Source organism: Psychrobacter sp. AOP30-A2-5 (genome assembly GCF_052378115.1).
Classification (GTDB): Bacteria; Pseudomonadota; Gammaproteobacteria; order Pseudomonadales; family Moraxellaceae; genus Psychrobacter.
Map to the genome: position 1 here is coordinate 1 of NZ_JBQSXK010000024.1, position 12178 is coordinate 12178.

The window sequence follows — 12178 nt, forward strand, 5'->3', positions numbered from 1 at the left end:
GTGTCTTAAAAGACATATTATCTTGTTTATCTACACCATAGCAGATTGTCATTTTATCTGTTGTTGGCCGTGCTGAGGTCTGATTAGCACTTAAAATAGAGGCTGTTGATAAAAGCACAATTATTAGTTTTTTTGAAAATACCAAGTTCATATCCTTACGACTTTATGTATTTTTATTTGAAGTATCCTGACTTGATAATAGATGAGTCATAATTAGCAGTAGTTAGAGAATATACCTTCAACAGCCTTCCTTTCTATAAAAAATGGATTACCATAATCAAGTTGCATAGCTTTCTTGAAACTAGTTTTATTTTTAGGATTACCATGCTCTTTAATGTAGGATTTAGCTGGTTCAACACAGTTAATCCGTGCAGCATAATTCCATCTATCGTCATAACCATATGTTTGTACAATAATGTCTACTATTTCAGGTCTTTTCGTTCTTTTGTTATATGAAATCACTTCACTTAAACTGGCTTCCCATACAGTTGATTTTCCATAACCACTAAGACTAGCACCATGTGAATTCTCATAAACTGTAATTATTGCAAAATCTTGTCCCTCAGTTGAGTAAGCTCTAGCGGAATAAGCGTTAGCAGAAGCTGCTGTTACAAACATCATAGTTAAACCAATCGCTACTTTATTTAAAAAAATCATAAATTTCCTATCTCATAGTTGAATCAGCTTCCAAGTAGCAAAGTATTTTCACCACTTGTCACTAATACATTTAGTTTGTTCAGATATGTTTTGATAATACGAATATAACTGATTGGTAACATTCAAGCAATATAACTTCATTAATTAAAAATAAACTATTTATCAGTCTGGACTTTCTCAGATGATATGGAATATAGTTGAGAGAATATAGGCTTGATACAGCACTGCTAATAACATTTTTTATAGCCTCAAATACAGTCTCTAACTACGCATCGAAAAGCCCCCTAGCAAATAACTAAGGGGCTTTTTTATGACGCGAACAACCATTACTTAGGTTTTACTTCAGTTAATCATTCAGGAAAATACTCAGGCACACCGCGCATAAACTCATCTTTTATTTCTCGTAGCAACTGATCAAATTTATGGCTTTCCGTTATAACATCTTCAAAGCCCTTCCAGCTATCAATATCTTGCATATCTGCATCATCGACAATCTCGTATATATCGTCCTCAAGAAGCGTAACCATATCAGGTAAAGGTAAATGATACACTTCACAATGAATATCATTATCTAATTCATCAATTGCCGTCTGGTATAAAAAATGATCACCACCATGATAATTTATATAACCTAAATACTCATGAAGGTTAGCAAACCCATCGTCATCCAGCGGTGGCTGTTGAAGATATTCATTTTTTATCGTGGTAATTATTTCACCAATCAGCTTATCTTTAGTATTTGCAGACAAGCTACCTAACGAGTATAGGAGTGCATATAAATTCTGATTGCGTTGCTCTAAACGCTCTTCAAGAGCAACTGACTCAAGCTGAATATACTTGTAACTCATACTTTGATTCGCATACGACTCAGCCATCTCTACAGAAAATCTTGCTAAGGCTAATAAGTTCTCTTGTGTTGTTGCGTCTAAATCTTCCTCAGAAAAGTAATAGTTAATCTGCTTATGTATAAATGCAATATATGCCTGAACGAATAGGTAGTCACAGTCAGCTATAGCTTGGTCAAAATGTTTAAACCATTCCGCTAATTGATTAAAGCCTTCTAATAAATCTAATAAGTAACTATCTTTTTTTATATCCACAATAAACACTTGGCGTAGCATTAATATCAGCTCAAGCTCGTGTGATGAAAAAGAAAGACCTGACTCCCCACGACCAACGCCTTCATATCCGTTTGAATGCGATAAGGCATCAAAAAAACGGCAATACCTTTCATACTTGTTGTAGATCGCTTTCCGGTTGTCATCATCAAACCATATGTCATTTCTCATTAGCGTCCTTCCTTTATATGGCATTGACTATTTCACCGTCACCTTACCATTTATTAGCATAGACAGTAACCAATCTCTAATCTCAGCTAATCTGCTTTTATATGCGGTGTCAGCTCACCACTAGGTGACTCTAACAAGTAGGTTGTCACAAAATATGGCTCTGCCGGAAATGTTAAGGCTTCAGGGATGAGTGGGCCATCTACGCCTATTCCATAGTTATTCATATTAGCAAAGGACTTTTCAGTAGCTATCAATTTGTCCTCTACAATACTGTGCATATATTGATTAAACAAAGGTGCTTCCACAGCCCCAGACATTGTCCCATGCTCAGAGCTAAGCTTGTAATTATCAGGAATCTTTACTACCTGTGCCGTTCGATAGTCAGAACGAGCGAGTATATTAAGAACCGTACTTATCTCTTGATCGGTTGCATCTAGAGCATAGGCTCTAAATAAAAAACGCTGAACGACACCAGTCATTTGATCTACGATTGGCCAAACATTTGCTACAAGTTCCATAACCCTCTACCTTATTATTATTTTGAAAAAAATTAATACTCACTGACTTACCGTCACCTGACCATTCATTAGCATAGGCAATAGCCAGTCTCGAAGCTCAACTAAACTGTTATTTTCTTTTTTCAATATTAGGATTTTCTTGAAAATAGGTCTTAGCTTTTCGTCAAGATTTTTAATAACCTCAATAGGCGGTAGCACAATATTAGCTTGCTTGAGATGTTCTAAGGTGATATGACCCATCGTTGTTTTTCTCAAATCAGCCATCATCTTGAAATGGCTCAGATAGTTCATCAGCTCAAAATAATAAAAACTCTGAGGGTAGTCATCAGAAGTAACTTTAAAAATATGCTGGTTAAGCGCTCCTCTACCCTGCGACCAAATTTTGACATCTAAAGTAGCTGACCATGAAAATAATAAATCACCATCATCGATAAGAGCAGCTTTCGGTATGTCAGTTCTTGCTTTTTCGGTGTCTGGGCCAATACCATTATTCATCTCACGAATTTTGATTACTGGTAGGTAGTCATTTCCTGTTGGACGATATTTTTGCATCGCCAAACCATTATAATATTTTGCAATATCCCATAAAGTTGAGCCCTTCCACTCTTGAGGAATGTCACGCTTCAACGCTTTGTTATACACCATCTTACCGCCAGATGATTTATAAGGCTTACCGTCTGCATCAGGAAAATCAAACTGTACAAACCAGTAGTCATACAGTGTCTTTGCCATGGCTTCTAGCTCAGCGTTGGTTTGGTTGTTCAGTTCGATTTTTTTATCTATTGCTACTAACGTATTTGCAATCTTGCACTGCGCGTCATACGTGATATCTCTAAGAGAGATACTAGTTAAAATAGGCATAGTCAGAAACTTAGTTTGAGAGCCTTGTGCTTTTTCTCGCAAACGCTTTAACTCAAGTTTCAAAGCATAATAAATAAAATCAATGCTGTAACCAGCTTTAGTAGTTAATATATAGGTTCTCTGATAAGCATTGAACCTACCTTCGTATCTGTTGACATGAAAGTTACCTCTAGCATTGTTTCCTGCTACTAATACAACATCATCATCAAAAGCATAATGGTCTATTTCATCGGGGTATTCTGCACATGTAAAAAATGGATAAATACCATCTTTGACTGCCGCATTTGCATTTAATTTACCAGTTTTTATGTAGCAGGCACTCTCTAATGTTTTAATCATCGATTGTTAACTCCGCCAGATGCCCTTTAATCTTACTTTCCAAATCATGAGATTGTTTAAACAATTTATCTAAATTATTAGTAAAGTCTTGCATTTTTTCAGCGAATTGCTCAGCAGTAATATCGACATATTCAATTTTTACTTCAAAATACTGACCAGCACTCAGGCTATAATTTTTTTTCTTTATATCAGCATAGCTTACCGCTACGGACAAATCATCGACTTGCTGTTTGCCATTAAACACGTTAACAATCTGTTGCTCTTCTTTAGCACTCAAGACCGTCCTTTGAGTTTTTCCCTCTTTGACCTTCTTACCTAAGTTAGACGCATCGACCAATACGACATCGCCATCATTGCTGTCATCGATAAACAATATCGAGACGTTTGTCCCTGTGGTAGCAAAGATATTGGATGGCATAGAAACCACACCAGCGAGCATCTTTTCATCTACTAATTTTTGGCGAATCTTTTTATCAATACCAGACTGGGCCGTAATAAAGCCAGTGGGTACTACTACCGCTGCCTTACCACCTTTTTTAAGTGAAGCAATGATATGCTGTAAGAAAAGCTGGTAAATTGACATACTTTCTTTCTTTTTATTAGGTATTGTCGGAATACCTGCAAAAAAGCGTTCTTTGTTCTCTTTACTATTTAGCGCATCTCGATAGTCACTAAAGTCGAGCTTAAACGGTGGGTTAGAAACGATATAGTCAAATTTCTTAAGCTTCTCATCGTCTTTATGATAAGGGTGCTGAATCGTATTACCTTGAATCACGTTAGGTATCGAATGTACTAAATTGTTTAAAATCAGGTTTAAGCGTAATAGGTTCGATGATTTTTGAGAGATGTCTTGGGTATAGATAGTACAGCGATCTTCACCGATGGCATGGGCAACATTCATTAATAGCGTACCTGAACCTGCTGAAGGGTCGTAACATGTGACATCCCTTACCGTACCACGCTCCGCTTGTGGCACCAGTATCTCAGCCATAATGCGAGCGACCGCATGAGGCGTGAAATACTCGGCATATTTACCGCCCGAGTTACTGTTATAGTCTTTAATTAAGTACTCAAAAATACCGGCATAAAAATCGAATTTTTGGTCAAAGATACGCTCAAAGCTAAACTCAATCAGCTTATTGATTACCGCACGGCAAAAATCATCACGCTTAGACTCATCAGCGATGTATTGGCTTAGACGATCAAATAGCACGACCTTTGCACCACCATCTGTTTTTACCGCAAAGATGTCGTTGTTCTTAATGGCGATATCAATCAGCGTGTCATCAAATAGCTTAGCAAAGTCAGGCGCATTACTCTGGCTGAATAGATAGCTAATAAAATGCTGAGGCTCCAAACGAGCAGTGTCTGCGCTCATCTGTAGCTGTAGCATCTCATAGTCTTCATCACTCATATCACTAAGCGACTTTTCCCAGTTATTAGCTTTAGCGACATCCTCATCTATTTTCTTAGCCTCATAAGAAAATTTATCGTTTAGAAACTTGTACAAGAATATTTGGGTAATGATTTTGAACTCATTACCGTCATTACCTAGACCATAATTGGCACAAATACTTTTTAAACTATCGATTAATTCTTGGGTTTTCGCTTTAAACTCAAGCTCTACCATGGTCTTGCTCCAACGTTATATTCATTGATGTATTCTGAGACAACCAGCTTATTAATGTAGCGTGAACTGTCAGGTTTTAATTTGATCTTGTGGTCTTTCATAAAACGTTTAATAACGATAGGCATCATCTGCCCTTCAAAATAGCTTTCATTATCGACGATTTGACTGCTGTTAAGCACCTTCTCATCCGCATCATTTTTTACAGCCATTAGTGCTTCATGTATGGTGCGTTCGGAGCTATTTATATCAGTCTGCTGCTGCTCCGTCAGACGCTTATGTATGCGAGCATATTTGGCATCACCTTTATATTTATGTCGCATCTGCTCATTCATACGGTTGAGCTCTTTTATGCGTTTATGAATCTTAGTAAGCTCATCAATATTTGCATTCATCTGCTCTTGTGAGACTTCGCTCAGCTTTCTCTTTTTAAAGATTCGTTCTAGCTCTTCTCTTAAACTAATGAATTTAGGATCTTGTTGATCAAAGTTACTAGCCATTGCTTCACGAGTTTTGCGTAGGGTGCTTTTAAGTTCATCAGATAGTACCAGCTCTTCTTCGCCTATCTTAGTAAACTTAAATATCACATCTTCCAAGGCTTGGTTAAGTAAATTACTTGTGCCTATACCCTGCTCTAGATTCTGCTTAGTATTCAGTAAATCAAGATGCTGACTGGTCTCTCGGTAAAGAACGTTTAACTTATTGAAATCAAGCTCTTCTAAGAATTTATAGTCACCTTGAAGCCGAACCAGATTATATAGACTTCTAGCATCAGCCAGTACCTTTTTAAGGCTAAGTACCGTTTCTCTATCTTGAATCTGGCTAATTTGATCGCTGAATAACTCCATGTTATCCGTCTCGTAAAGAAACAGTACGTCCTTAACATGCTCAATTTCCTGCTGTATCTCTTCGTGCGATTTAAACAGATGTGAGTAGCTCTCCATTTCATCGCCAAACTCTGACTGTAGCTCTTCGAAATAGGCTTTATTAGTCGCATCAAACTCTTTACTGATATCTGCGAAATCAACCACGTAGCCATATCTAAAATCTTTATAGGTACGGTTCACACGAGTGAGTGCTTGCAAGAGATTGTGTGCACGAACCATACGCCCAAGGTATAGCTTCTTCAAACGCTTGGCATCAAAGCCAGTCAGTAGCATGTTGTACACAAATAAAAGATCTATCTTTCCAGCCTTAAAATCTTCTATCCAGTCTTTACGTTCTTCTTTAGTACCAATATCGTGCAAAATCAATTGAGCAGATTTAACTTTTGTTTCTTCATAACGTATCTCTGCCAAGGTTTTAATATTGGAGTTCGGCTCTTGATTGTTAGTAGCCGCTTCGTCTTGAGCATAGAGTTTATTAAAAAGCTCAAACATCTGCTTGGCTTGTGGTGCGCTATCACAAATAACCATGCCGCCGATGCTCGCATCATTTAGCGCCCCACGGCTTTTTTCAAAATCTGACACAATGTATTCAAGCATCGGCTCAACAAAGCAAGAATGAGCATATATGTCTTCACGCTTAACATCACCTACCAACACCTTTGCTTTAGCAAGAGCTTCTTGTAGGATAAGTTTATAGCTGGTAGATATCTCTTCTCTTATCAGTCGGAGGGTATAGCCATCGGCAATAGAAGCATTGTAATAGTATTTATGGATATAATCGCCAAACAAGGCTCTTGAGTTATAGTCATCCCCCAATAGCGGTGTACCTGTCAGACCGATTTTAATAGCATTAGGGTCTGATTCTTTTAGGTTGGCTAAAAAACTGCCTTTAGGATTATAGCTACGATGCACTTCATCTAAAAAATATATTCGCTGAATATCAACGTTATAGTCTTTGGTTGAAGCAACGTCAGGGTCGTCTTTAAACTTGTGTATATTGACCACTGTAATCTCAGGTACGCCTGCATCATTGTGAATGGCTTTGGTTGCCTTAATGTCACGCGCAAAATCATCTCTGGAGTCAACGGTTCGAACTCTTAGACCACGCGCTGTAAACTCACGCTGTGCCTGTTGTAGTAAGTCTAATCGATCAACGATGAAATAAAACTTAGGTGTTATTCTTTGCTTTTGAAAATAGTCTGTTAGGAAGCGCACATTATAAAAAGCCAGGGCAGTTTTACCGCTGCCTTGTGTATGCCAGATAATACCTTTTCTAATACCCTCATCGAGCTTATTACCAATAGCCTTAGTCGCAAATATCTGCGGATAACGCATGATATGTTTCTCTAGCCCTTTAGTCTCGTTCACATAAACCAGCGCATAACGCAGAACGAATGCCAATCGCTCACGACTGAGTAAAGAGGTACAGATGCTATTAGTAGGACGTTCTGGCTGCTTATTGGTTTTAAATTCCGAGCTATTTCGAATGACTTCTAAGTTGTTATCCTTCAGTACTCTAAGCTCATCAGCGTCAGTAACTGGTTCTAGTAATGCCGTATAGTTGAACGTCTCTTCTTCACGGAAATAGTTGAATATCGGTTTGTGGTAAGAAGAACTAGCGTAAAAGGCTCCACGTAATGGTTCAGGGTCGCCATCCACGTATTCCATGTTATTTGAAAAAATCATAAACTGCGTGATATTAACGAACCGTTTGAACTTAGGGTTCTCAAATCGTGTATTGATACGATTTCTCTCAGCGATAATACCTTCTCGATTATTCGGCTTTTTGACCTCTATAAACACTAATGGCATACCGTTGATGAGCAAGGTGATGTCAGGACGAAATTCTTCGTCACCATTTTTACAGGTCAGCTCCGTAACCACATGAAAGCTATTATTATTAAAGTTTTCAAAATCAATCAACTTCGTACCTGAACGCTCAGATAGCTTGTCAAAAAAAGCTTTCCCTAAATCTTCATTGTCTAAGAGCAACTTCACATCTTCGAATAGGCGTTTGACCTCATCGTCTTTAATACCCCCATTTATTCGCATCATGGCATCATGAAAAAGTTCAGGGAAAATGTTGGTATCGATATCCCATTTGGTATCTTTAAGCGATAAGTATTGATAACCTAGCTTCATCAAATGAAGGATTGTTGGGATTTTTACACGGGAGTCTTCATTAAAGCTCATGGCAATTAACTCGCTTAGCAGATAGTAGGATAGTTGTATTATCAAATCTATAGATAAGAGTCACTATACGTCAATCGGTGTCGTTAAGATTTTTCATTTTAAGCATCAGTATAGCAATATCAGGTAAGAGTTCTCTCTTCTAGTTATTTTATATCTTCATAATTGCCCTCACTAGTTGAGGGCTTTTTTGTGATTTTTACATTATTGAATGCGATTAATTTATCATCGGACACAACCTGTCACCTCTACCCTCTATACTTTAGTCTCAGTCCTGATAATTATGAGGGGAGAAATAATGTGGTTCTTTAAAAAATCTAAAAACAACAATCAACAGCTGATGTCCTCATCTCGATCATGTTTCTCTCATGCACATCAACTACCTCAACAATATACTGCCATTTGGTTTGAGTTTGAATCTGGCAGACGCATAGACTTAAACTCTCATGTAGTTATGGAAGATCCAACAGGTCTATATCAATTCTTGCGTGTCAAAGGTCAAAAGAGAATAGCTAAGCAATTACAGATCAGCCGTGAATTATCGCTACACAACGTACAAACCATTGTTTTTTATGAAAAAGATTATGGTCGCTGGCGACTTTAGTTATGTAATCAGTACTCGCTCTATTAAAATTTGACCGATGTTTATCCATAACTAAATGTATTAATAATTATTCATGCTTAATACTAACTGTACTTGTGGCTTAATGAACCTAAATTATGATTGATAAATATAGATAAAAGTGCATAATTAGCTTTCTGTAGTATTTCAGTAACTTTTTATATCCTAATATTAATATGATCGTATCTGTATGACTTCAAAAAAGCATGAAAAGCTCGCTTATCGGTTAGCCGATATTATTATTAGACTCAATGATGGTGAGCGTCTCAACATTGACACGCTGACCCAAGATTATCAGGTCTGTACCCGTACGCTTAAACGCGATTTTCAAGAACGCTTAGCCATGCTGGACTTTAGTGAAATAGGCCCGCAGTTTTATCGCCTTAGTCCTAAAAAGGTTGGCTATTTAGATACTGTTGAAATCAAGCGCTTTGCTAATTTTGCTAGTGTGCAAGACTTGCTACCACAAATTGATCGGCAATTCTTTCAACAGCAATTGAACCAAAGCATCTTAGTTAAAGGTTTTGCTTACGAGAACATTCAAGAGCGTATGTATGACTTTAAAGCCATCAATCAAGCAATTAGCGAGTGCCAGTATATTGAGTTCGATTATCGCAAGGTTAGTGACAGCACAACTGATAACAACAGCAAACACCACCGTTTAGCACCTTATCATTTGCTCAACAAAAACGGCATCTGGTACGTAGTTGGACGCTGGAATGAACAGACAAGAACCTTTTGCTTTACTCAGATTAGTAATCTAAAAGTCAACGCTGAGACCTTTGAATGCTCTGAGGACATAAAATCCGAAATCGTCGCTACGGACAGTTTATTCATCGGTAGTCAGATCAGTGAAATTGTCTTGCAAGTCAATGCCAAGGTTGCTGGATATTTTGAGCGCCGTGACCTGTTGCCTAATCAAGAGCTGGTACGTCGGCTCGATAATGGCGATTTACTACTGGTATGTAAGGAGGTCCATCCAAGAGATGTTATCCCTATAGCACAGTACTGGATACCGCATATTCGGGTGATAAGTCCGAGTTCGGTTCAAGAGCAGATGGAAGATGTTTTGAGAGGGTATTTAGTGAAGTGATATTACGAGAATTATTAATCTCTTATAAAGAAATGTAACAAGAGATATCCTGAATAAAGTAAGTGAAGCCGTTGGTTTTAGACTTGTCACAAAGTTTGGAACTAAAGGTTAATTAATTTAGGTAAAGTAGTTCCAATATTAGGCGATGTTATTGGTTGAGGGCTTGATGCTTTCATAACAAATATTATCGAAAACCAAGCTAGAAAAACTTTTCTTGAATTCAAAATATATAGTTATAAAACCTATTCTAATAGTTTTAAAGATGTTAATTAATAATCAAATAACTAACACAGAAATGTATAAAACGAAACATTTATAAAAATAATGGTTCTAATGGATCCTTAAATCTTTAATCGATTTTTTATCACTGTAGTATAAAAAAACTCACTAAACTAAAGAGTACATTATGAGCGAACAAACAGAAAAACATTATGATGAACAAGACGCTGAAAAGTTATTAGAAGATGTTGAAAAGAATCTAGAGAAAAAGGTAGTAGTAGCAATTGTTGGTAAGGTTAGTACAGGCAAAAGCTCGCTTCTAAATGCTCTGTTTAACAAAACTAAGGCGGACAAACTTGCACATGTAGGTGCTATATCTGGGGTCACTACTAAAGTTACAAGATTCCAGCTAGGTAAAAATGTTGAAATAATGGACTCTCCTGGTTTAGGAGATATCATTAAAGAGAATAGCGATGCAACTAGAATAGCAATGGGTGAAATTGATGTAGGCATTCTAGTAGTATCAGATTCTGCTGATGAATCTCAAAAAGCACATTATGACGAGCTTAAAGCATACTGCAAAAAAGTATTCGTAGTTCTTAATAAAATTGATATATACGATAAAAAGAAGTCAGCACTGGACAAAGTAACAAACCAATGGTCTGAAGTTCTAAATCTAAATGAAGAAGATATAATATATCAAACTTGTGCTGATGGGTATGATCCTGACTATGATGATGATATAGAGCTGGACATACGTGGAATTGATGTTTTAAAACGAGATATATTACAATTCTTGAAAAAATATGGAAAAGCTTTAGTCTTAGAAAGAGAGATGGAGAAGAAGTCGGTTCTTGCAAAACGAATTATATATTCTTCGCTAGTAGCTGTTGCAGGAGCAGCATTTATACCAGGTAGTGCTGTTTATATTACAGGCATTCAAGGTGCCGCGATTATGTCTATCCATTATGTTTATACTGGCGAAGCATTAAGCAAGAAGTCTGCAGTAGCTGCCCTTCCACTATTTGCTAGTCAAAGTATCGGTTCAAGCTTATTTTTGGTCGCCAAATCATTTTTACCTCCTACAGGTATTATAGATGTAGCAGCAGCCGGGGTAGCAGCCGGGGTAACAATAGCAATGCTAAGTACAGTAAATTGGGTTTACGAAAATGATTATAACTTAGACGACAAAAAAGAACTAAAAGAGCAATATCAAGTTTTCTACGGTATACTCAAAAATATGGGTCTAAAGGAAATTTGGGATATAGTTAAAACACGTGATAGAAAAAAGATAATGGAACTTCTATCTCAGTTTGTTAAGTAAATATTATCTCGTTAATACACTAGGGTGTTTTGAAGCCCATATATTCAAGAAGTCTATAAGTGCAATTAATTTTAAAACAGTTGAAAACGCCTTTTGTGTTAGTGAGGTGAGGTTAGCTATGAAGTCGTATTTTAGATGATAGCTTTTGTAAATTGAAAAGGTGTGTTAGTTTTTCTGTATACCTCGTGTGGACTATGTTGCAAGAACATAGGAAATAACTTGGTACTTTCTAAATTAGATCGAAGTGATGGCAAGTGCCATCACTTCGATAATATCAGCTTGCTTTGCACTAGCTACGAAGAGCGTCCACTCATTTGTCGTATCGAAGACTATCACGAAAAATATCTATCGCATTTGTATGATTGATACGGATTCGTAAAAATGAATTTGGAAGTCTGTGAAAAATTGAGAGATAGTAGTAAAATCCCTAAGTAGTAGAAGTCTAAAAAGAGCCTAGATTGATAAAACTGATTTTTTAGTGATAATATGTATTTGAGACTAGATGAGATATTAGAAATATTTAGTTACAAATATTTTCGAGAAAAATCCTAT

General features: G+C 36.9%; 9 protein-coding genes. 3 read left to right on the top strand and 6 right to left on the bottom strand.

From position 1 onward, the window contains the following. Positions 1–213: 213 nt before the first annotated feature. The 6 genes from ACT3S4_RS12780 to ACT3S4_RS12805 all read right to left on the bottom strand — a co-directional run bounded on the left by ACT3S4_RS12780 (position 214) and on the right by ACT3S4_RS12805 (position 8371). Positions 214–657 (bottom strand): hypothetical protein, encoded by a 444-nt coding sequence (locus ACT3S4_RS12780; protein WP_444761186.1) that lies wholly within the window; start codon positions 655–657, stop codon positions 214–216. 350 nt (positions 658–1007) lie between these two features. Next, positions 1008–1946, bottom strand: a complete 939-nt coding sequence (locus ACT3S4_RS12785; protein ID WP_444761187.1) for a hypothetical protein — start codon at positions 1944–1946, stop codon at positions 1008–1010. An 86-nt stretch (positions 1947–2032) separates the two neighbouring features. Then, positions 2033–2464: a hypothetical protein gene (locus ACT3S4_RS12790; protein ID WP_444761188.1), complete on the bottom strand. Its 432-nt coding sequence runs from the start codon at positions 2462–2464 to the stop codon at positions 2033–2035. Between the two features lie 39 nt (positions 2465–2503). Further along, entirely contained in the window at positions 2504–3664 is a 1161-nt protein-coding gene (locus ACT3S4_RS12795) for a restriction endonuclease subunit S (RefSeq protein WP_444761189.1), read from the bottom strand. Next, positions 3657–5294 carry an HsdM family class I SAM-dependent methyltransferase gene (locus ACT3S4_RS12800; RefSeq protein ID WP_444761190.1) on the bottom strand — a complete coding sequence of 546 codons (1638 nt, stop codon included), beginning with the start codon at positions 5292–5294 and terminating at the stop codon, positions 3657–3659. Before ACT3S4_RS12800 ends, ACT3S4_RS12795 begins: the two co-directional genes overlap by 8 nt. Further along, on the bottom strand, positions 5288–8371 hold the full coding sequence (locus tag ACT3S4_RS12805) for a type I restriction endonuclease subunit R (RefSeq protein WP_444761191.1): 3084 nt from the start codon (positions 8369–8371) through the stop codon (positions 5288–5290). Before ACT3S4_RS12805 ends, ACT3S4_RS12800 begins: the two co-directional genes overlap by 7 nt. A gap of 295 nt (positions 8372–8666) precedes the next feature. Between ACT3S4_RS12805 and ACT3S4_RS12810 the strand changes: the two genes are divergently transcribed. From ACT3S4_RS12810 to ACT3S4_RS12820, 3 genes are all read left to right on the top strand, one after another. Next, positions 8667–8972 carry a hypothetical protein gene (locus tag ACT3S4_RS12810; RefSeq protein WP_444761192.1) on the top strand — a complete coding sequence of 102 codons (306 nt, stop codon included), beginning with the start codon at positions 8667–8669 and terminating at the stop codon, positions 8970–8972. A gap of 208 nt (positions 8973–9180) precedes the next feature. Then, the gene (locus ACT3S4_RS12815; protein ID WP_444761193.1) at positions 9181–10083 is read left to right on the top strand and encodes a WYL domain-containing protein; all 903 of its coding nucleotides are present in this window, start codon (positions 9181–9183) and stop codon (positions 10081–10083) included. Positions 10084–10489: 406 nt separating this feature from the next. Further along, positions 10490–11626 (top strand): GTPase, encoded by a 1137-nt coding sequence (locus ACT3S4_RS12820; protein ID WP_444761194.1) that lies wholly within the window; start codon positions 10490–10492, stop codon positions 11624–11626. Positions 11627–12178 lie beyond the last annotated feature (552 nt).